Source organism: Nonomuraea phyllanthi, from assembly GCF_006334985.2.
GTDB lineage: Bacteria > Actinomycetota > Actinomycetes > Streptosporangiales > Streptosporangiaceae > Nonomuraea > Nonomuraea phyllanthi.
Window position 1 is genome coordinate 600,278 of record NZ_VDLX02000005.1, and the last position, 18,459, is coordinate 618,736.

22 protein-coding genes and 2 pseudogenes are annotated in these 18,459 nt (G+C 69.4%); 11 read left to right on the forward strand and 13 right to left on the reverse strand.

Annotated elements, in window-relative coordinates:
• Positions 1 to 185 precede the first annotated feature (185 nt).
• The gene (locus tag FH608_RS17085) at positions 186 to 1,811 is read left to right on the forward strand and encodes an ABC-F family ATP-binding cassette domain-containing protein (protein ID WP_139631457.1); all 1,626 of its coding nucleotides are present in this window, start codon (positions 186 to 188) and stop codon (positions 1,809 to 1,811) included.
• Positions 1,812 to 2,332: 521 nt separating this feature from the next.
• Here the strand turns inward: FH608_RS17085 and FH608_RS17090 are convergent.
• Positions 2,333 to 2,587 carry an SDR family NAD(P)-dependent oxidoreductase gene (locus FH608_RS17090; protein WP_139631458.1) on the reverse strand — a complete coding sequence of 85 codons (255 nt, stop codon included), beginning with the start codon at positions 2,585 to 2,587 and terminating at the stop codon, positions 2,333 to 2,335.
• Positions 2,584 to 2,709 (reverse strand): hypothetical protein, encoded by a 126-nt coding sequence (locus FH608_RS53830; protein WP_264372904.1) that lies wholly within the window; start codon positions 2,707 to 2,709, stop codon positions 2,584 to 2,586. Before FH608_RS53830 ends, FH608_RS17090 begins: the two co-directional genes overlap by 4 nt.
• A 100-nt stretch (positions 2,710 to 2,809) precedes the next feature.
• On the opposite strand from FH608_RS53830, the gene FH608_RS17095 reads away from it, so the two are divergent.
• From FH608_RS17095 to FH608_RS17110, 4 genes are all read left to right on the forward strand, one after another.
• Positions 2,810 to 3,661, forward strand: a complete 852-nt coding sequence (locus FH608_RS17095) for a helix-turn-helix domain-containing protein (protein WP_139631459.1) — start codon at positions 2,810 to 2,812, stop codon at positions 3,659 to 3,661.
• A gap of 290 nt (positions 3,662 to 3,951) precedes the next feature.
• A complete protein-coding gene (locus FH608_RS17100; RefSeq protein WP_139631460.1) occupies positions 3,952 to 4,788 on the forward strand; it encodes an aldo/keto reductase in 837 nt (278 codons plus the stop codon).
• Between the two features lie 132 nt (positions 4,789 to 4,920).
• Positions 4,921 to 5,409: a site-specific integrase gene (locus FH608_RS17105; protein WP_139631461.1), complete on the forward strand. Its 489-nt coding sequence runs from the start codon at positions 4,921 to 4,923 to the stop codon at positions 5,407 to 5,409.
• A complete protein-coding gene (locus FH608_RS17110; protein ID WP_139631462.1) occupies positions 5,406 to 5,717 on the forward strand; it encodes a tyrosine-type recombinase/integrase in 312 nt (103 codons plus the stop codon). Before FH608_RS17105 ends, FH608_RS17110 begins: the two co-directional genes overlap by 4 nt.
• A 112-nt stretch (positions 5,718 to 5,829) precedes the next feature.
• Here FH608_RS17110 and FH608_RS17115 read toward each other — a convergent pair whose 3' ends face one another.
• The 5 genes and pseudogenes from FH608_RS17115 to FH608_RS17135 form a co-directional block, all read right to left on the reverse strand.
• On the reverse strand, positions 5,830 to 6,801 hold the full coding sequence (locus FH608_RS17115; RefSeq protein ID WP_139631463.1) for an NAD(P)-dependent alcohol dehydrogenase: 972 nt from the start codon (positions 6,799 to 6,801) through the stop codon (positions 5,830 to 5,832).
• A gap of 5 nt (positions 6,802 to 6,806) precedes the next feature.
• Positions 6,807 to 7,025 (reverse strand): helix-turn-helix transcriptional regulator, encoded by a 219-nt coding sequence (locus FH608_RS17120; protein WP_139631464.1) that lies wholly within the window; start codon positions 7,023 to 7,025, stop codon positions 6,807 to 6,809.
• A 2-nt stretch (positions 7,026 to 7,027) separates the two neighbouring features.
• The gene (locus FH608_RS17125) at positions 7,028 to 7,447 is read right to left on the reverse strand and encodes a hypothetical protein (RefSeq protein ID WP_153262872.1); all 420 of its coding nucleotides are present in this window, start codon (positions 7,445 to 7,447) and stop codon (positions 7,028 to 7,030) included.
• Between the two features lie 413 nt (positions 7,448 to 7,860).
• Positions 7,861 to 8,523, reverse strand: a pseudogene (locus tag FH608_RS17130) (ISL3 family transposase); the annotation flags it as partial.
• Positions 8,524 to 8,759: 236 nt separating this feature from the next.
• Positions 8,760 to 9,128, reverse strand: coding sequence for a VOC family protein (locus FH608_RS17135; protein ID WP_030510433.1), 369 nt, complete (start codon positions 9,126 to 9,128; stop codon positions 8,760 to 8,762).
• 63 nt (positions 9,129 to 9,191) lie between these two features.
• On the opposite strand from FH608_RS17135, the gene FH608_RS17140 reads away from it, so the two are divergent.
• On the forward strand, positions 9,192 to 9,650 hold the full coding sequence (locus FH608_RS17140; protein ID WP_139631466.1) for a MarR family winged helix-turn-helix transcriptional regulator: 459 nt from the start codon (positions 9,192 to 9,194) through the stop codon (positions 9,648 to 9,650).
• A gap of 473 nt (positions 9,651 to 10,123) precedes the next feature.
• Here the strand turns inward: FH608_RS17140 and FH608_RS52760 are convergent, their stop codons facing one another.
• From FH608_RS52760 to FH608_RS17155, 4 genes and pseudogenes are all read right to left on the reverse strand, one after another.
• Positions 10,124 to 10,378: a hypothetical protein gene (locus FH608_RS52760; protein ID WP_226899611.1), complete on the reverse strand. Its 255-nt coding sequence runs from the start codon at positions 10,376 to 10,378 to the stop codon at positions 10,124 to 10,126.
• 31 nt (positions 10,379 to 10,409) lie between these two features.
• A pseudogene (locus tag FH608_RS54390) lies at positions 10,410 to 10,625 on the reverse strand (recombinase family protein); the annotation flags it as partial.
• 154 nt (positions 10,626 to 10,779) lie between these two features.
• Positions 10,780 to 11,418 carry an AAA family ATPase gene (locus tag FH608_RS51505; RefSeq protein ID WP_317135565.1) on the reverse strand — a complete coding sequence of 213 codons (639 nt, stop codon included), beginning with the start codon at positions 11,416 to 11,418 and terminating at the stop codon, positions 10,780 to 10,782.
• 181 nt (positions 11,419 to 11,599) lie between these two features.
• Positions 11,600 to 12,211 carry a class I SAM-dependent methyltransferase gene (locus FH608_RS17155; protein ID WP_193318459.1) on the reverse strand — a complete coding sequence of 204 codons (612 nt, stop codon included), beginning with the start codon at positions 12,209 to 12,211 and terminating at the stop codon, positions 11,600 to 11,602.
• A 3-nt stretch (positions 12,212 to 12,214) separates the two neighbouring features.
• On the opposite strand from FH608_RS17155, the gene FH608_RS17160 reads away from it, so the two are divergent.
• The 3 genes from FH608_RS17160 to FH608_RS17170 all read left to right on the forward strand — a co-directional run bounded on the left by FH608_RS17160 (position 12,215) and on the right by FH608_RS17170 (position 15,183).
• A complete protein-coding gene (locus FH608_RS17160; protein ID WP_139631468.1) occupies positions 12,215 to 12,580 on the forward strand; it encodes a response regulator transcription factor in 366 nt (121 codons plus the stop codon).
• A 391-nt stretch (positions 12,581 to 12,971) separates the two neighbouring features.
• Entirely contained in the window at positions 12,972 to 14,219 is a 1,248-nt protein-coding gene (locus FH608_RS17165; protein ID WP_193318460.1) for an MFS transporter, read from the forward strand.
• Positions 14,220 to 14,709: 490 nt separating this feature from the next.
• Entirely contained in the window at positions 14,710 to 15,183 is a 474-nt protein-coding gene (locus FH608_RS17170; protein ID WP_226899612.1) for a group II intron maturase-specific domain-containing protein, read from the forward strand.
• Here the strand turns inward: FH608_RS17170 and FH608_RS17175 are convergent.
• Together FH608_RS17175 and FH608_RS17180 are read right to left on the reverse strand one after the other, a co-directional pair.
• Positions 15,150 to 15,707, reverse strand: a complete 558-nt coding sequence (locus FH608_RS17175; RefSeq protein WP_139631471.1) for a hypothetical protein — start codon at positions 15,705 to 15,707, stop codon at positions 15,150 to 15,152. The genes FH608_RS17170 and FH608_RS17175 overlap by 34 nt on opposite strands.
• The gene (locus FH608_RS17180) at positions 15,704 to 16,297 is read right to left on the reverse strand and encodes a TetR/AcrR family transcriptional regulator (RefSeq protein ID WP_139631472.1); all 594 of its coding nucleotides are present in this window, start codon (positions 16,295 to 16,297) and stop codon (positions 15,704 to 15,706) included. The genes FH608_RS17175 and FH608_RS17180 overlap by 4 nt, the downstream gene beginning before the upstream one ends.
• Positions 16,298 to 16,575: 278 nt before the next feature.
• Here FH608_RS17180 and FH608_RS17185 point away from each other — a divergent pair, with 278 nt between their 5' ends.
• Positions 16,576 to 17,328 (forward strand): MerR family transcriptional regulator, encoded by a 753-nt coding sequence (locus FH608_RS17185; RefSeq protein ID WP_139631473.1) that lies wholly within the window; start codon positions 16,576 to 16,578, stop codon positions 17,326 to 17,328.
• The gene (locus FH608_RS17190; RefSeq protein ID WP_139631474.1) at positions 17,328 to 18,209 is read left to right on the forward strand and encodes a hypothetical protein; all 882 of its coding nucleotides are present in this window, start codon (positions 17,328 to 17,330) and stop codon (positions 18,207 to 18,209) included. Before FH608_RS17185 ends, FH608_RS17190 begins: the two co-directional genes overlap by 1 nt.
• Positions 18,210 to 18,459: the final 250 nt, after the last annotated feature.

Consider the following 18,459-nt stretch of genomic DNA (forward strand, 5'->3'; position numbering starts at 1 on the left):
CAGGAGCTAGGAGACCAGACATGGCAGGCGACGACGACATCTCCGGGTGATACCGGAGATTGACCGGCCCCGGCAGGCGCTTGTGACCGCCGCCGATGTGGCGTGAGTCGTTCGTTCCCTGAATCCCTGTCCCTTTGCCGGGCGGCTCCGGCGCGCCCGGATCGCGTACGCACGAGGTCTCTCGCATGTCCGATTCGTTCATCATCTGTTCCGGCCTGTCCTTTTCCTGGTCTGACGACACGCCCGTCTTCGACGACCTGTCCTTCACCGTGGGCGGCGGCCGTACGGGCCTGGTCGCCCCGAACGGCGCGGGCAAGAGCACGCTGCTCAAGCTGATCGCCGGCGAGTACCGGCCCGGCGGCGGCAGCGTGTCCGTCGACGGGGTGCTCGGCTACCTGCCGCAGAGCCTGCCGCTCACCGGCGACCTGACCGTGGCCGAGGTCCTGGGCATCGCGCCCGTGATCGCCGCGCTCGACGCCATCGAGTCGGGCGACGCGAGCGAGGAGCACTTCACCACGATCGGCAACGACTGGGACATCGAGGAGCGCACCCGGGCCCAGCTCGACCGGCTCGGCCTCGACGGCCTGGAGTTCGCGCGCACGCTGCGCACGCTCAGCGGCGGCCAGGTCGTCTCGCTCGGCCTGGCCGCGCAGCTGCTCAAGCGGCCCGACGTCCTGCTGCTCGACGAGCCGACGAACAACCTCGACCTCGGCGCCCGCCGCAGGCTCTACGACGTGCTCGGCGACTGGAACGGCTGCCTGCTCGTGGTCAGTCACGACCGGGAGCTGCTCGACCGGATGGACCGCATCGCGGAGCTCGACCGGGGCGAGGTCCGCTTCTACGGCGGCGGCTTCACCGCGTACGAGGAGGCCGTACGCATCGAGCAGGAGGCCGCCGAGCGGACCGTGCGCAGCGCCGAGCAGGAGCTCAAGCGTGAGAAGCGGGAGCTGCAGCAGGCCCGCGAGCGGGCCGACCGCCGGGCGAGCAACGCCGCGCGCAACCTCAAGAACGCCGGCCTGCCGCGGATCTTCGCCGGGAACATGAAACGCGGCGCCCAGGAGTCGGCCGGGCGGGCGGGCCGGGCGCACGCCTCCCGCGTCAGTGACGCCAAGGCCCGGCTCGACGAGGCGGGACGGGCCGTGCGCGACGACCAGAAGATCACGCTGCACCTGCCGGGGACCAGCGTCCCCGCCGGGAGCACGCTCTTCCTGGGTGAACACCTGCAGGCACGGGGCCTGTTCGCCGAGCCCGGCATCGACCTGAACGTCCGCGGACCCGAGCGCATCGCGCTGACCGGTCCCAACGGCGCCGGCAAGTCCACCCTGCTGCGCCTGGTCAGCGGCGACCTGGAGCCGGAAGGCGGCACGATCAGGCGGGCCGACGGCCGGGTCGCCTACCTGTCGCAGCGGCTGGACCTGCTCGACCCGGGGCGTACCGTGGCGGAGAACCTGGCCGCGTTCGCTCCCGGCATGCTCGCGGCGGAGCGGATGAACCTGCTGGCCCGGTTCCTGTTCCGAGGCGACCATGCCCACCTGCCGGTGGGTGTGCTGTCGGGCGGCGAACTGCTGCGTGCGACCCTGGCCTGCGTGCTGTGCGCCGAACCCGCGCCTCAGCTCCTGCTGCTCGATGAGCCGACCAACAACCTCGACCTGGTCAGTGTGGGGCAGTTGGAGAGCGCGCTCGGCGCGTACGAGGGGGCGTTCGTGGTGGTCAGCCACGACGAGCGGTTCCTGGCGGAGATCAAGGTGGGCCGCTGGCTGGAGCTGTCCGGCGGGCGGCTGCTGGAGAGGGGAGGGCTCAGCGGCGAGTGACGCGGTGCGCCCGCCATGAGACGAGGCCGGGGAATACAAGCTCTTCCTCGACGCGTGCGCCGCGTCGCTCCATCGTCACGGCCAGTCCGCCGGCCGCGAGGACGACTGCCGGAGTACGGCGCGCGCTGAGATCGGCCGTCCGCTCTGCCCGGCGGCACCGCGGTGATCGGCATCTGCGCCTCCGGCGGCAACGAGCGCGTCCTTCAGGGCCCTCCGCTCCCGAACGTGGCCCCAGCCGCCAGGTAGCCCCGGTGACTACGCGGACCCGCCGTCTTGGGCGGCAGGCTTCGTGGTGGCGAGAACGCGGGCACGTTGATGGTCGATCATCGTGATGGCCTCGTCGGCCGTTCGTTGCCTCAGCAGGACGCGGGCGAACGCTCTGCCTGCTCATGCCGGCGGGTTTCGACAGTGTGCTCCCGGGGGCCGAGTGTCGTGATGGAGGAGCGATCGGAGGCTGCTCGAACGTGGATGAACCGTCCGGATTGGCCACGGCGAGCATGGAGCCGCTCGGTGGCGTGGGTCTACATGGTCGTCCCGCCTGAGACGTCGAGCCGGTGTCCGGTGACGTAGCGGCTGTCGTAGGAGGCCAGGAAGGCGACGGTGTCGGCCACGTCCTGCGGCGTGCCTAGCCGGCCGAGGGGCGTCTGTGACGACAGCCAGGCCAGGGTTTCGCCGACCAGGCGTCCTTGGTGCATGTCGGTGTCGATGACGCCGGGGGCGACGAGGTTGACGGTGATGCCGCGCGGCCCGAGCTGCTTGGCCAGGGCGACGGTCATGACGTCGAGATGCCGAGGTGGCAGATCGTGAAGCCGACCGCCGAATGGAACGGGTCGAGGGTCCAGTGCCCAGCGGGGAGCGGCAGAGCGGTCGTGGCCCTCGTGGTGGTCTTGGAAGCCATGCCCCCAACCTGGCCCGGGCGACAGCGCGCACGAAGGCGGGGCTGAGGCTGGCCCTGACAGGGCGACGATGAGCGCGTCGGGGGCCGGTAGGTTGCGGGTGTGAGCGATAACGAGCTGGGCGCGTTCCTGCGGAGCCGCCGGGAGGCCATCAGGCCCGCCGATGTGGGGCTTCCCGCCGGGTTTCGGCGGCGGACTCCCGGGCTGCGCCGCGCCGAGCTGGCCACCCTCGCGGGGATCAGCGTCGAGTACCTCGCACGGCTGGAGCAGGGCAGTGACCGGCGTCCGTCCCCACAGGTGCTCGGTGCCTTGGCCGACGCCCTGCAGATGTCCACCGGCGAGCGTTTCCACCTCAGGCTCCTGGCGAAGGCGGCCGAAGGCGGCAGCTTGTTCGTCTGCCCTTCGGCGCAGCCGCCGGTCGTGTCCATCCGGCCGACGGTGCAGGCGCTGCTCGACAAGCTGGAACCCGCCCCGGCGGTGCTGATCAACCGGATGACGCAGATACTCGCGTACACCACGGGCTTCGAGCACCTAGCCCGGCCCATCGGCCTCCTGGACGTGGCCGAGCCCAGCTTCGTGTGGTTCGTGTTCACCGACCCGCGCGCCCGCGACGTCTACCCCGACTGGGACGCCGTCGCGACCCAGCAGGTCGCCACCCTCAAGTACGCAGCCGGTCTCGCCGACCCGCACGTGGCGGCCCTCGCCGACGAGCTGACCGTCACAGCCGGCGGACCCTTCGCCGAGCGGCTCACGACGCCGGGCGTCCCCGACCGGGCGGGTATCCAGCGCTGGACGCATCCGCAGGCTGGGGAACTGCGCCTCGCGTATGAGGCCCTCGAACTCGCCGACGACCAGCGCCTGATCGCCTACCTTCCGGCGGACGAGACGTCATCGGCCGCGCTCGATCGCCTGGCCGACCGCCACCCCGGCACGCTCCGCGTCGTCAACGGCTGACCGCAGACGTTCGCCTGCCCAGGGGTTCCGCCGTTCGCGGGCCGACCTGTCCTCCTGGTGGACCTGCCCCGGTGGTCGGGTCGGTAAGAGCGGCGGGTGCGGTCGAGGCCCTGCCGCATCGGTGGGGTAGCCGGCAAGCAGGAATGCGAACCACGTGGAACGCACCTGGACGGGGAGGCGCCGGACGGTTGTTGGTGGCAGGAGTCCTCCATCTGCCGAACCTCTGCCAGGAGACGCCGATCATCGGCACTGTTTTGTGATCAACTTCGAGTGAGAGGCGAAACCGACATATGACATCGAGCATGTTCCGCATTGGAGGTGAGCTCAGCGTGCGGCGGCTCGGGTTCGGTGCCATGCACCTGCCTCCCGCACCGCAACAGGCGCGGGAAGCCGCCATTGCCGTGGCCCGGCGTGCCGTCGAGCTGGGCGTTACCCTGATCGACACCGCCCACCTGTACGGCTGGGGCGCCAACGAGGAGCTCCTCGCCGAGGCACTGCACCCCTATCCTGACGACCTGCTCATCGCCACGAAGGTAGGGGTCGCACCGCCGAACCCCCCGCACGATGCGGCGATCTGCGGACGGCCCGACTTCCTGCGCGACCAGGTCGAGCAGGGCCTGCGCCGACTACGGGTCGACCGGCTCGAGCTGCTCCAGCTGCACCGCATCGATCCGACGGTGCCGCTCGCCGACCAGCTGGGGGCGCTGCGCGACCTCCAGACGGAGGGCAAGATCGGCCACATCGGACTGTCCGAGGTCACCGTCGCCCAGCTTGAGCGGGCGCGGCAGATCATCGACGTCGCGAGCGTGCAGAACCGCTACAGCATGCTGGATCGCGAGCACGAGGCCGTGCTCGACGCCTGCGCCGAGGCGGGGATCGCCTTCCTGCCCTGGCGGCCCGTTCACCCCGCGGTATCGCAGGCGACGGCCGAGATCGCCGCCGTGGCCGCCGAACTCGGCGCCACGGCGGCGCAGGTCTCGCTCGCGTGGCTGCTCGACCGTTCGCCTGTCGTGCTGCCGATTCCCGGCACCGGCTCGATCGGTCACCTGGAGGAGAACATCGCCGCGGCGAGCCTGAAGCTGAGCGACGATCAGTGGCGGCGGCTCGATCGGATCCAGCCGCGATGAGTTCCAGCTCCTTCATCTCCCGGCTGCCGGCCGGCGCGCTCTTCCACTCCAGATACTCGGCGACCTCACCAGAGGATCGGGGTTCCGGGCACCTTGCCCATACTTCCGAGATCGACTCAATCTCGGAAGTAGATGTTCCTGTCCTGGCTGGCCGATCACGCCGCCACCTACACGGCCGATCCCCTCGCCGACCGGCAGGCGCGCGACTGGGCGGTGCGCGACTACCGCATGTGGCTGTTGCGCGACGGCCCGGCCCGGCGCGGCCGCGTCTACGTCTACTCCGTCCTGACCGCGCTGGACGACTTCTGCGTCCGCCGGGGCCTGGGCAAGGCCGACGTCGGGCGCGAAGACCTGCCCGAGAGCGCGCCGCGCGCGCTGGCCGAGCGCGCCCGCATCCGCTGGCTGCGCGCCGTGGAGGCGCATCTGTCGCCCGGGGGCCGGTGCATCGCGCTGATCCCGTACTACGCCGGCGCCCGTATCAGCGAGGTCGTCCGCCTTGACACGGGCGACGTCCAGATGTCGGCTCGCAAGGGCAAGCTGCGCCTGCGGCAAGGGCAGCGAGTTCCGCGAGGTCGGCATCCACCCCAAGCTCCGCAGCGAGCTGCAGCTCTGGCTGGATGACCGCCCCAACCGGGCCCCACGCTGGCGACAACCCAGCCCTGTTCCTCAACGCCAAGGGCGGACGGCTGAGCGCCCGCGCCGCCGGCGGCATCATCGCAGAGATCGCCCAGACCGCCGGACTGGACGATCCCACCATCGCGCACGTCCTGCGCCACACACTCGCCACCACGCTCGTCCGCGGCAAGACCGCCCTCGTCGTGGTCGCCGAGATCCTTGGCCACGCCCGTCTGGAGACCACCCGGCGGTACAGCTTGCCATCCGACAAGGACAAGGAAGACGCCCTCAAGCTGATCACGGTCGACCGCTGACCGCACACCGGCCTGCAGAACCGGGTATCAAGATCGACTCATGGCCGGTTTTACCTATATCTCGGCTGGACCCGATCTAGGAGGCGTGGCGCGGGCCTCCGCCATGCAACGCTCAGAGGGTGATGGCGACCTTGCCGGCGGGTTCGCCGGTCCTGAGGTAGGCGAGGGCGTCGGCGGTCTGGGCGAGGGGGTAGGTGCGGTCGACGGCGGGGGTGAGGGCGCCGGAGTCGATGAGGGTGGTCAGGGTCTTCAGGTCGGCGGCGGACTCGGTGGACATGAGGCCCGTCAGGCGCTGGCCCACGAAGGGCGACAGCAGCATCGCCCTGATCAGGCGGTCGGCGCCCTGGACCAGGCGCCCGTTCCCCGGGCCGCCGACGAGGACGAGCGTGCCCCGAGGGGTCAGGACGCGGCGCAACCGGGTCAGGGGGCGGTTGCCGGCCGTGTCGAGGATGAGGTCGTAACGGTCGGACCCGGCGGTGAAGTCGTCGCGGGTGCGGTCGATGACGTGGTCGGCGCCGAGCGAGCCGACCAGGTCGGTCTTGCCGGTGCGGCACACGCCGGTGACGTGCGCGCCGTACGCCTTGGCGAGCTGGACGGCGAAGCTGCCGACCCCGCCGCCGGCGCCGGTGACCAGGACCCGCCGCCCGCCGGCGAGCCGGCCGGCGTCGCGCAGCCCGTGGAGGGCCGTGCAGGCGGAGACGGGCACGGTGGCGGCCTGGGCGAAGGTCAGGGTCGACGGTTTGGGGGCGAGCCTGTCCTCGGAGGCGCGGGCGTACTCGGCGTAGGCGCCGTCGCAGGTGCCGTAGACCTCGTCGCCGGGACGGAAGCGGGTGACGCCGGCGCCCACGGCCTCGACGCGGCCGGCGACGTCCATGCCGGGCACGGGGTTCTTGGGCCGGCGCAGGCCGAAACCGGCGGCGCGCACCACGTAGGGCAGGCCGGTGACGACGTGCCACACGCCCTGGTCGACGCCGGCGGCCTCGACGCGGACGAGCACGTCGCCGTCGCCGATGGCCGGGACGGGGACGTCACGGAGTTGCAGCTGGGCCGGTAAGCAGTAGCTGTCGCGGGCGATAGCGATCATGGCGATCAGTCCTCTGGGTAGTGGAAGACGTCATCGAGCGGTACGCCGAAGACGCGGGCTATCTGGAAGGCCATCTCCAGCGACGGCGAGTAGCGGCCCTGCTCGATGGCGATGATGGTCTGCCGGGTCACCCCGACGCGGTCGGCCAGCTGCGCCTGCGTCATCTCGCCGTTGGCGAACCGCAGGGCCCGGATCGAGTTCGTGACCTTCGTGGGCTTGCCCATGGTCAGAAACCCCGGCGGTACAGGACGATCTTCACGACCGACGAGGCGACCGTGGCCAGGACGAACGCCAGGTAGAGCGCGTTGGCGATCCAGAAGTGCGCGGCCTCGGCCATGGCCAGGGCGAGCGGGACGAGCGCGGCGATGCTCATGACGTAGAACCCGACGTACTCGCCCATCCGATGGATCTGGCGGTCACGCTCATCGGCCCGCCCGGCGTCCTTCGGCGAGGCGATGGCGGCCACGATGGCGACGACGATGCCGAGGCCGATCGCGGCGCCGATGGCGACGAGCATCGGCTGCACGTAGGCGATCCGTGCGACGTCGGCGCCCGGCACCTGCGACAGGACGGTGACGAAGTACACAGCCGCGACGCCGACACCGACGACGGCGTAGATCCACGCCCGTTTCTCTTCCGAGGACATGCCCCCGCCTCCCATGTAAAGAATGCTTTACATGGTTGAAGGTAAAACAGGGCAGACATGATGTCAATAATCTTTTACTACGGCTCTCTGCGTCCCCCTGCTGCGTACCGGGTTGTATCAGTGGACCTGCAGCACTCGGCTACCAGGACGGACGCAGCCTCACGGCTTGATCGCTCCAGCCACCGAGGAAGAGCTGCACCCAGACGACATCGACGACGAAGGTGACGATGAGGGTGCCGCCCGCATTGCATGTGTCCGGTTCCTGAGCCTTGCTCGACCCCCCATCGCGCAGGCACTTCACGCCGCCAATTCCACGTGATCCCGGTCACGGGAGCCAGCCGCGGTAGCGCAGGAGGGGGACACGTCTCCGGCAGAAGGACGGGGCATGACGAGCATCCGAACGAAAAGTGGCTCTTCACAGACGAGGGTGTGTGGTTGAGCGCCTCACCGGCCAGCCGCACGACGTGGAAGGGGTCCATCACCGCGACCGCGTCAGGGAGCTCTTCGGCGGTGGCGGTCTTGAAGCCGGTAAATCCGTCCATCGCAACGGCCTCGACCCCGTCGCGCCAAGCCTTGGGTCGTTCGGCCAGCCAGGTCTTGAACGCCTGCTTGGAGCGGCCCTCGACTATGTCCAGCAGCCGCGCCGGCCCGGTGCCGTCACGGATCCCGGTGAGGTCGATGATCACGGTGACGTACTTGTCGCCGCGGCGGCTGTGTCGCCATACGTGCTCGTCGACCCCGATCACGTGGACGCCGTCGAAGCGATGCTCGTCGTTGATCAGGACCTGCTTGCCCTCGGCCAGGACCGCGTCGTTGGCGGTGTTCCACGAAACGGCGAGGCCTTCGGCGATTCGGGCCACGGTCAGGTGCTGGACCATGATTGCCTCCAGTGCCCACCGCAGCCCGCGGCGCGAGAGCTTCGCTCGTGGCTCGGCGGCACGGGTGGTGTCCTGGCGCCACACGTGCCCGCAGCCGCCGCACCGGTAACCGGTGACCTCGAGTCCGAGTTCGTCGAGTCGGCAGAAGGTGGTCAGATCAGCGCAGGCGAAACCCGCGCCGACGGTAGCGTCGTGCACGTCGAGGTCTTCCGGATGGGCGGCGTAGGAACCTCCATCCTTGGGAGACCTCGACCTCTATCTTGCTCTCGACGCGCTGAACCATGACCGCCCGGCTCGACGTCACACTCCGTCCACCCCAAGTGTGAAGAGCCGGTCAGGTGATCACCGGGGTAAACAAACGTCGCCTGGATTCTCGAGCCTCGGGCGCAACCGCGGTCTTTGGGGCCGGTGATCGTCCGGTGGCGTTTGGCCTGTCAGGCGCGGTCGTGGAGAGTGATCTGGTAGCCGTCGGGGTCGGCGAAGGTGAATGTCCGACCGAAGGGGCCGTCGATCGGTGCGGAGACGATGGTGTGACCGTCGGCGACGAGAGCATCGTGAATGGCCTGGACGTCTGTGGCGTGGAGCCAGATCGCGGCACCGATGCCGGGCTGAGCAGCGGATGCGAGATCGGTGCCGGGAACGATGTCGCGGAGTGCGAACGCGATCGGCTTCGTCTCGAAGACGACGGCGTGCGGAGGTCCGGCCTGCGAGCGGACGAGGCCGAGGTACTGCTCGTAGAACGCCTGCGAAGCGTCGAGGTCGCGCGCTTGGAGCGAGATGAAGTCGGGGCCGGTGGCGGGCATGGTGATGCTCCTTCTCTTCATGTCAGCTTTCTGACACGAGCTAATCTATGTCAGAATGCTGACATGAGTCAAAACGGTGTCGGCGTCGACCTGGACAAATCACTGGGCTACCTGCTGAAAGAGGCGTCGAGCGCCCTCCGCGCAGCCATGGAGGAGGTGCTGCGGCCGCTCGGGATGAGCGTGACGCACTACTCCTGCCTCGAGCTGCTGGCTCAACGACCAGGCTTGTCGAACTCCGAGCTCGCGCGGGGCGCATTCGTGACCCGGCAGACGATGAACGTGCTGCTCCACGCCCTGGAACGAGACGGCTACGTGACCAGGCCCGCGGAGGCACCCGTTGGGAAGGTTCTTCCCACGCGGCTCACGCCTCGCGGCCGACGGAGCCTCGAGAAGGCCACCGTAGCGGTCCGGTCCGTCGAGGTCAGAATGCTGGCCGGCATGACCGAGACCGAGCAGTCAGACGCGTTCCGGATCCTGCGGAGCATGATCCATTCCCTGCGCGATGGCAACGACGGTGCATAGGTCGTTCCCCGGCGCACGTCTCGTCGCGCTCGGATAGGAGTGCAGCCGAGCGTGAAATCCGTGCGGGCGACCTCGAGAACCCACGGACCCCGACTACACCCTCTTCTGCGATGAGCCCGAAAAGTCCCGTCAGCAGAGCGGAGTTCAGCGGCTTGCCGTGAATTTCCGTTCGGGTGTGTCTCGCCGAAGGATTATCGCAGGTCACGGCCTGTGCGGCTGGGCGGCCTCGGCGGCTGCGACGCGGGCGGCGTACACCCGGTGCGCCTTGCGCTCAGCCGGGCCGGCGCTGTTGGTAGCGGCAGCGCTTTGCTCCAGCGTGGCGCGGTGAAGGGCAAGCGGGGCCACTATGCGGACCGAATAGCCGGGGCTGCGGCGGATGTCCAGTCCTGCGACGAGGGCCAGGCGGACGACCTCGTCCCCAGCGATGCGCAGAGATCGGCGAGTCGTCCGGGCACGTCGAGGACCACGTCCACTTATGAGACGAGCACATCGTCCAGCTCGCCGGGGCGGATCGGGGGCATGCCGAGCGGGCCAGACAGGTAGCGGGCGCCGGCGGCGTCGAGAACGCGGCGGATGGTCTTGGGGGCGACGCGGTGCTGCCGGGCCAGGGCCTTGACGGCGGCGCCCCGGGGTAGGCAGCCACGATGGCGGTCGCCGTGCTCGGGTCGAGGGCGGCGGGGCGGCGGGGCGGCCCAGGGTCTTGCCAGCCGCCTCGGCGGCAGCGACACCCTCGCGGGTGTTCTCGCTGATCATGTCGCGCTGGAACTCCAGCACGACAGCCAGGACGGAGACCATCATCTTGGTACCGGGGTCGCTGGCCAGGTCCATCCCCGACAGCAGGCCGGACTCGACGCGCAGGTGCAGGCCCCGGCGGATGAGCACCGGGCGTAGGGCGAGAACGTCGGCGACCGAGCGGAACAGGCGGGTGGCGTCGGCGATGCCGATGGTGTCGCCGACGGCTGCCTCGTGAAGCAACCGTGTGGTGGCGGGGTCCTCATAGGCGGGGTCCTCATAGGCGGGGACGCCGGCGGCGAGCAGGGCGGCCGCCCGGCGGCTCTGGCGGCCGTCTTAGGGGCGAGAAGGGGAGAGTGAAGCTCGATCGGAGTAGTTGGACTTCGAGATGAGAGCTTTACCGATCATGAGGGCAGCCGCTGGGGTCCTGCCGCGTCGCGTGATGGTTGATCTGCGCTGCCAACCAGACACAATCAACGGGCCGGCTTGTGTCGACCATAATGGTGGGTATGAGGCCCAGCGGCTCAGCCTTCGCCGCCCACGTCTGCCAATCGTCAGCCAGGCGCCGCTCGTCCTGGTAAACGGCGCTCCGCCGTCGACTTGCGAAACGTTCCCTGGCGACCTCGGCGGGCACATCGCACCAGACTTCCACGGCCCGGTCGGCTCGCGTGCTCTCGATCCCAGCCTTCGCGTGCAGCAGGTCACGCGGCCGAAACCACCACGAGTCAACTACCACGCTTCCCGTGACAGCACGCGCCAGTGCCCATACCGTTTCCATGGCGATGCCGCCGAACCCCGGGATGGACGCGACGTCATCCACGCACGATTCCAACGCCTCCTTTACGGAATCCTTCGACAGCAGTCGCGCGCCCAATTGCGCGGCCAGGGCTCTGCCCAAGGTCGACTTTCCGGACCCAGGTAGGCCGTTCACCAGCACTAGGAGTCTGTCCACCCGATCATGATGCCGGGTCGGTGAAGAGAGCGGAATCTGCTCCAACCGTTCTTGGCCGGATCGCAGTGGGGAGCATTGATGCACTGGGTGCGCGCAGGCGCGGTGGGCGGCGGGGAACAGTGGCTCGGCAGTGTAGCCCGGCGCGGGCCAGGTGGAGCTTGAGCAGGGTGACGTAGCTGCAGTCGTCGAGCAGCGTAGTGCGCACGCTGCCGCCCCTTGCCGATTTGCACTGTCAAGTGAGCGCGGGCAGCGACAGGCGGGTGGTTCAAACCTCGCGGCGGATCGCGAGCACGCTGAGCCACGTGCGGTGGGTGGCAGTCTCGGCGTGCTCGCGAACCTCGAAGCCGATGTCGGCGAGGACCGCGAGCAGCGTGCGCGGTTTGCGGTGTACGAACCAGCGCAGCAGCCCTTCGTCGTGCGGGACCGGCTCCCAGGCCTCGCCGTCGCCGGTCGAAGTGCTCAGCCCGAGCACACCTCCAGGGCGCAGGGCTGCGTGCCAGGCGCGCAGCGTGGGGACGGTCTCGGCGGCCGGTACGTGCAGGAGGGCCGCGACCGACCACAGCCCGGCCAGCGAGCCGGGAGCCAGTGGGGGCCGGCGTAGATCGCCCAGAGCCACGTGAACGCCGCGATCGGCGGCCAGTGCGGCCATGGCGGCCGAGCGGTCCACTCCTACCGGGGAGAGCCCCTGCTCTCGGAACCAGGCCGCGTCTCTTCCCGGGCCGCATCCTAGGTCGGCGACGCGTCCTCCGGCGGGCAGCGCGGCAGCGAAGCGCGCTCGAAAGGCGCGGAACGCGGAGTCGAGGTTCTCGGAGCGGGAGGCGAAGACTCGAGCGATGCGGTCGTACGTGGCGGTGGTCCGAGCGGTTGGATCTTCCATCCTATGGATATTGCCAGGTTGGACGGGGTGCTTTACGTCGGGATGGCGGTCCGCGGCAGCCCACGAGCGCCCGCCCGCGATCTGGCAGTGCTGCGAGCGCTGCGGCGGCATCTCGCCCCGCTGGCCGTCGACCAGCTTGTGCGAAACCGCGAGCAGATGGCCTTGCGTGCCAGCTGGAGCCTGACTCCCCGGGAATGGGAGGTCGCCCGGCTCGCCGCCCAAGGCCTGAGCAACCGGCGGATCGCCGATCGCCTGTTCGTCGGCGTCGATACCGTCAAGAAGCACGTGAGCCGGGTCCTGGATGAGACCGGCCGCACCAGCCGCGCCCAGCTCGCCGCTCGCTGGCGGGAGTGGGAACGCTTCCGCTGAAGCGGGGCCTGCCCCACCCACGACGGAGGCGGCGATGGTCACCCAGTCTCCGCCTCGCTGCATGTTGTCTGTCTCGCCGACCAGTATGTTCGGCCACCCGCAGGTCAGGTTCGGCGCGGAAACTCCTGAAATGTTGTGTCGCAGCGAAGGCTGAGCGATTCTCTTTGAAGTCTGAGTGCGTTCCGCCAAACGGTGATCCCGGCCTTCCTCGGCGGTGGTCCGCCGCGTATCTCTCGTTGTGATCTAGTTGTGGCAGGCTGGTCCGCCGATTGAGACGCGAGCGGAAGCGTGACGCCGTGTCTGGCGGCGGTGCGCCTTCGAGGGGACGATCCGTATGGGCTCTGATGCGGCTCCCGCGGAGGAGCGCAGATCCACATCACGGGACAGGCCGGTGGGCGGGCTGCTGCGGACGCGGAACTACGCCCTGCTGTGGCTCGGGCGGTCCATCAGCGCAGTCGGCTCCTCGATCACGACGGTGGCGCTCCCGCTCGTAGCTGTCTCGACCTTGCACGCCAGCCCCGCCATGGTCGCCCTGCTTACGGCCGCCGGCTGGCTGCCGTGGCTCCTGATTGGACTTCCGGCCGGTGTCTGGGTCGATCGATGGCCGCGCCGACGCACACTCCTGATCGCCGACTTCGCTTCGGCGGTGGTACTCGTCACCATCCCCATCGCCGCCTGGACCAACGTGCTGACCCCAACCATGCTGCTGGTGGCCGCGTTGCTCGCGGGGACCGCGGGTGTCTTCTTCGACGTGGCGTCCAACGCCTTCCTGCCCCAGCTCGTCTCTGCGGAAGACCTTCTCGAGGCCACCTCCAAGCTCCAGACCAGCGCATCGGTCGCCAGGGTCCTCGGACCGGGTCTCGGCGGGCTGCTGGCCCAGGCGGCTGGCCCGGTCAGCGGGATCCTCGTTGACTCCGTCACCTTCATGGTGTCGGCGGCCTGTCTGCTCGGCCTGCGGACCGAGCCGGAGCCGCGCCCCGCCGCAGGCGGTTACCCGGGCATGCTGCGCCAGGTGGGGGAGGGCCTTCGGTTCATCATCCGCGGACGCCTTCTGCAGGCCATCTTGGTGGTGGCGACGGTGACCAACTTCGCGATGCTGGGCATCACGGCACTGCGGGTCGTTTTCCTGGTGCGCACCGAAGGTGTTGCACCGGGAACCGCTGGCCTGGTGATCGGCGTGGGCAGCCTCGGCAGCATCCTCGGTGCCGTACTCGCCTCGCGTGCGTCCCGGCGCTTCGGTAGTGCCCGTACCTACCTGGTGGCGACCGTCGTAGCCGCCCCTTTCGTTCTCTTGCTACCGCTTGGCGGCCACGGCTGGCGTCTGGCGCTGTTCGCGGTGGGCTCTTTCGTGGTGCTGGCCGGAGCCACGATGTCGAGCGTGATGACCATGACGTTCCGCGGCAACTTCGTTCCCGCGCACCTGCTCGGCCGGGTCACCGCAGCGTCGCGGTTCTTCGTGTTCGGCACCGTCCCGCTCGGCGCGGCAACCGCCGGCCTTCTGACCTCGTCGTTCGGGATCCGGGCGGCCATGTGGGCGCTCGCCGCCCTCTACGTCATCGCCCCCCTGCCCCTGCTCGCCACATCGGCCCGCACGCTGCGCGACTTCCCGGCTCAAGACGTTCAGGACGCAGCACCATGATTCACCTTAGGGGGTGCTAGGTCGCTCTTGAGGCTTCCCGAGGGCGCACCCGCGGGGATCGCACCGGACTTCGAGGGCAGGCCCTCAACCGGACCGCCTCGCGGCCGTAGTCGGACACCCCAGGACGTGTTACGTCGCACCCTGGCCGGATTCCTCTGCGAGAGGTGCTCCGCTCCGCCCTACCTCGGAGCGCAGGGAGCCGGGAGTCGCTCACTGGTGTTCGGCCACCTGCCGTCAGATGGCTTACCGCCAGCGCCATCTCGACTTTTCCGGTGCCGTCGAGCCAGTCAAGTGGCGCACCGACGGTGCGATACTCCGCTGCCTCGTGGCGATCCTCGTGGTCTGCCTCGGCTCCAGCTCGGACGCGTGCCGCGTAGGGGCTATCGAGAACGCCGGTCGCAACGTCTGAAGCCAGAAAGCACACCAGCCGAGCCGCGATCGCCGAGTTCATGCTCGGCTTGGCCTGCGTCTGTCGGCGGACAAGACCCGCGTGGTCCACATCGACGATGGGTTCGACTTCCTCGGTCAGCACATCCGCCGCCGGCGGAAACGCGGCACGACCAAGCTCGTCGTCTACACCAGACCGTCCCGGAAGGCCATTCAGGCGATCAAGGACCGGATCTCGGAACGGACCTACAGACACACCCTCAACCAGAGTCTGGGCACGCTCGTGGCGAGCTTGAACCGGATGCCGGCCGGGTGGGCGAACCACTTCCGCCATGGCGTGTCGAAGAAGACCTTCGCCGCGATCGACCACCATGCCTGGCAGCGGATCGCCCGAGGGCTCCTTCGTAAACACCCGACTCCCCGCAGTCAGCTGCGGAGATTCTGCGACCAGGGCTGGATTCGCGGACGTGGCCAGGACGGCACCAAGCCACGTCAATCCGCGCCAGGCCTCCTGTTCATCGTCGATCGGCACCGTCGCCCGCGCTATGCCGGACCATTCCCTTCGTTCGGCTCGTAGGTGGCTTGTTCGGGGAGGAGGTGGGCGAGCAACAGCTTGATAAGCAGAAGAGGTGCGAACCAGGCGAGTTCCGGCGGCACGCTGATCAGGCCGGTGACGGGGATGAGCCCGAAAGCCGTCGCGGCGAAGGCCACCGGTCTTCTCAGGGCGGCCGGGGCCAGGGTGACCGCGACCGCTCCAGCCAGCGTGGTGCCGTAGACGACGACGGCAGCAGACCAGGAGAAGCCGGCCACCAGCCATGCCAGCAAGAACGGCTGAAGGTGGAGTGCCACGAATGTGAGGTGGTGCCCGGCGGTGCGGCCAGGGCGGTGGTAGTGGCGTTTGGCGGCGGAGGTGGCGTTGACGACGGCGCCGCCGTACAGGTCGAAGGCGATCACTGTGACGACCGTCGCGGGCAGGGCGGGAAGGCTGCCGAGCAAGGCCAGGAGCAAGGCGACTGCTGCGCCGGCGAAGGCCGCGCCGAAGCCCGCGACGACCTCGGCGCGGGTGGCGTTCGGGGCGATCATGCGGTCGATGAGGTTCATGCGCGGACCCCCGCGACGCACACGTCGGCGATCGTGTCCGCCAGTTCGGTGAGCGGCAGTCGCGGGTCGACCAGCCACTGCAGCAGGCAACCCTCGATCGCTCCCACGATCACCGCCGCATGTCGTTCGTCCACTCCCGGCCGCAGTACGCCCTGTGCCTCGGCCTCGCGCAGTAGTCCGGTGACGGCCTGGCGGACGTCGCTGTAGACCCTGGCCATGTCCAGCGGCGAGGTCGCGGATTGCGTGCGGATCGGCGCCGATGCCCAGACGTCCAGCAGGACGCGTGCGTGATCCGGGTGAGCGGCGAGCATCTCCGCCGCCCCGCGCACCAGCCGGGCCAGCCGCTCCAGCGGGGGCCCGGCGCCGAGGTCGGTCAGCAGGGCGGCAGAGCGGGCCGCGTAGTCCTCGAACGCGGCCGCCAGCAGGGCCTCCCGGCTGTCGAAGTACAGGTAGACGGTGCCTTTGGCGATGCCGGCCGCGGCTGCCACGTCCTCGATGCGGGAGGTGGCGAATCCTTTGCGGGCGAACACGCGTACGGCGGCGTCGAGGATCTCCTGCCGGCGCGCCGTCCGATCCGTTCTCTTGGGCATGATGCGATTATGACTGACCAGTCAGTCATAATCTATCGCGAGGTGGTTCCCCATCTGCAGGGGGACACTCGCGACCTCGCGTACGCAGGGCGAGGAACGGGCGGGGATGGCCACGCCGTCGTTCTCACTCGTCGTCCTGGTGGCATTGGCCCGCTGACCGGCGTCTACTGGCCGGGTGCACACGCCGGCCTGCGTTCGTAGGTGTTGCCTGCCGCTTCGAGGGATGGAAAGATCGCTGCGCTTGACCTTGACGTAACGTCAACGTATCTACTGAGCGCATGAGGATCAGCGAGCTCGCGACTCTGGCCGGGGTGTCCACCCGGACCGTACGCCACTACCACCATCTGGGGCTTCTCCCCGAGCCCGAACGGCTGGCCAACGGCTACCGTGAGTACCGGCTGCGCGACGCGGTGGAGCTCGCCCGCGTGCGGCGACTGGCCGAACTGGGCCTGTCTCTCGACGAGGTCCGCGACGTCCTGGCCGACGATCAGGGCCGGGAGCTGCGGGAGATGCTTGTTGAGCTGGACGCCGACCTGGCCAGGGAGCAGGCGGCGATCGCCGACAGAAGGGCCCGGCTGGCGGCTCTGCTGGCGGAGGCGGACCTGCATCCCGACTCGACGGTGTCGCCCGAGATGGCGGAGGTGCTACGCGGCCTTCCCACCGGAAGCTCGACGTTCGCCGAATTCGACCGCGAACTGCTGACCCTGGCCGCCACTGTGAGTGAATCAGCGGGCCGAACCGAGTTGGCCGATCTGTTGCGGCCTCTCACCGAGCCTGAGGCGTACGCGCGAGGGCATGTCCTCATCGCTCGGCTGGATGAACTCGCCGACGCGGACCCCGATGATCCGCGCGTCGCCGTGGTCGCGCGTGACCTCGCGGCCCACCTTCCCGACGAAATGGTCTCGGTGATGATCGCGAGCCTCGACGACCCCGGCACCGGCCAGTGGCAGGAGGCGCTGCTGCGGGAACTGCCCGCCGCTCAGGCCGAGGTCTTCCAGCTGCTCGTCACACAGTTGAAAGAGCGAGGGTGATGTTGAGGGTCGCGCGTGCCGCGCTGTTCGCCGTTGTCCCCGCAGAGCTGTTGCTCGCGGTCCTGTTCGTGTCCGGTGTGTCGCTGCCGCTCCCCGTGGTCGCGGTGGCCGAGGCGGCCGTCGTCGCGGTGCTCGTTCTGGAGGCAGTGACCGCGTACCGGCTGTTCCGAGCCGCGCGCCGGGGCGGTGCGGACCGTTGGACGGCGTTGCGCGCCGCCTATGAGCAGCTGGTTCCCGAGCAGGTGCGGCGGATCGTGGGGTTCGACCTGAGGGGAGTGATCAGCCTTGCCTTGTGGGTCGCCCGTCGCCGCCACGGTGTGCCCGACGGTGCCACCCCCGTTTCCTACGCCCGCGCGCAGACCCTCACGATGATGATCTTGCTGGGCGCGATGGTCGTTGAGCTGGTGGGCGCGGACGTTCTGCTGCGGGCGTTCGGTGCGCCTGTCGGCCTGCGCGCCGCGGTCTTGGTCGCCGACGCCTACGCGGTCCTGATCGTGCTCGCGGTCATCGCGGCCTGCGTCACGCGTCCGCATGTCGTCTCGGACGACGAGGTGCGCATCCGCTACGGCGCGTTCTTCGACCTGCGTGTCCCGCGGGAGCGGATTGCCGGAGTGCGGCCCATCCGCAGCTTCAACGAGAGCGGCACGGTCAAGGTGGACGGCGATCGGCTGGCCGTGGCGGTGGCGTCCCAGACCAACCTGATCCTGGAGCTGACCGAGCCGGTCACGGTCGTCCGGCCCCTCGGCAGCCGCGCGGAGGCCCGCGCGATCCGCTTGTTCGCCGACGATCCCACAGCCGCCCTCGCTGTGCTGCGGTCCCGCCGGCAGCACACGCATGGAGACGGGCCGGTGGAATCAGCTGACGAGGTTGGGGTCGGCTAGTACAGGCCTTGGCCTCCTCATCGTCCCAGGCGATCTTCGGCTTGCCCGCATGGGCGTAGTCGTGGGCATGACAGTGCGCCGCAACGAGCGCGGCGGTCCCAGACACTTGGCGGGCCACCGGCGGATCGCAGCGATCACCTGGGCGATGGTGTCCTGAGTGGCGACCGCATCCAGCAGCACCGCCGAACCGGAGAACCTGCGGCGCTCCTTCAAGCCCTCACCGGACGCCACCGGCCGGCCCGCCACCCGA

Excerpts from the sequence above, each read along its gene's own strand:
- FH608_RS17085 (WP_139631457.1), top strand. The coding sequence starts at position 186 with ATGTCCGATTCGTTCATCATCTGTTCCGGCCTGTCCTTTTCCTGGTCT.
- FH608_RS17090 (WP_139631458.1), bottom strand. The coding sequence starts at position 2,587 with ATGACCGTCGCCCTGGCCAAGCAGCTCGGGCCGCGCGGCATCACCGTC.
- FH608_RS53830 (WP_264372904.1), bottom strand. The coding sequence starts at position 2,709 with ATGGCTTCCAAGACCACCACGAGGGCCACGACCGCTCTGCCGCTCCCC.
- FH608_RS17100 (WP_139631460.1), top strand. The coding sequence starts at position 3,952 with ATGACATCGAGCATGTTCCGCATTGGAGGTGAGCTCAGCGTGCGGCGG.
- FH608_RS17105 (WP_139631461.1), top strand. The coding sequence starts at position 4,921 with ATGTTCCTGTCCTGGCTGGCCGATCACGCCGCCACCTACACGGCCGAT.
- FH608_RS17110 (WP_139631462.1), top strand. The coding sequence starts at position 5,406 with ATGACCGCCCCAACCGGGCCCCACGCTGGCGACAACCCAGCCCTGTTC.
- FH608_RS17115 (WP_139631463.1), bottom strand. The coding sequence starts at position 6,801 with ATGATCGCTATCGCCCGCGACAGCTACTGCTTACCGGCCCAGCTGCAA.
- FH608_RS17120 (WP_139631464.1), bottom strand. The coding sequence starts at position 7,025 with ATGGGCAAGCCCACGAAGGTCACGAACTCGATCCGGGCCCTGCGGTTC.
- FH608_RS17125 (WP_153262872.1), bottom strand. The coding sequence starts at position 7,447 with ATGTCCTCGGAAGAGAAACGGGCGTGGATCTACGCCGTCGTCGGTGTC.
- FH608_RS17135 (WP_030510433.1), bottom strand. The coding sequence starts at position 9,128 with ATGCCCGCCACCGGCCCCGACTTCATCTCGCTCCAAGCGCGCGACCTC.
- FH608_RS17140 (WP_139631466.1), top strand. The coding sequence starts at position 9,192 with ATGAGTCAAAACGGTGTCGGCGTCGACCTGGACAAATCACTGGGCTAC.
- FH608_RS17155 (WP_193318459.1), bottom strand. The coding sequence starts at position 12,211 with ATGGAAGATCCAACCGCTCGGACCACCGCCACGTACGACCGCATCGCT.
- FH608_RS17160 (WP_139631468.1), top strand. The coding sequence starts at position 12,215 with ATGGATATTGCCAGGTTGGACGGGGTGCTTTACGTCGGGATGGCGGTC.
- FH608_RS17175 (WP_139631471.1), bottom strand. The coding sequence starts at position 15,707 with ATGAACCTCATCGACCGCATGATCGCCCCGAACGCCACCCGCGCCGAG.
- FH608_RS17180 (WP_139631472.1), bottom strand. The coding sequence starts at position 16,297 with ATGCCCAAGAGAACGGATCGGACGGCGCGCCGGCAGGAGATCCTCGAC.
- FH608_RS17185 (WP_139631473.1), top strand. The coding sequence starts at position 16,576 with ATGAGGATCAGCGAGCTCGCGACTCTGGCCGGGGTGTCCACCCGGACC.
- FH608_RS17190 (WP_139631474.1), top strand. The coding sequence starts at position 17,328 with ATGTTGAGGGTCGCGCGTGCCGCGCTGTTCGCCGTTGTCCCCGCAGAG.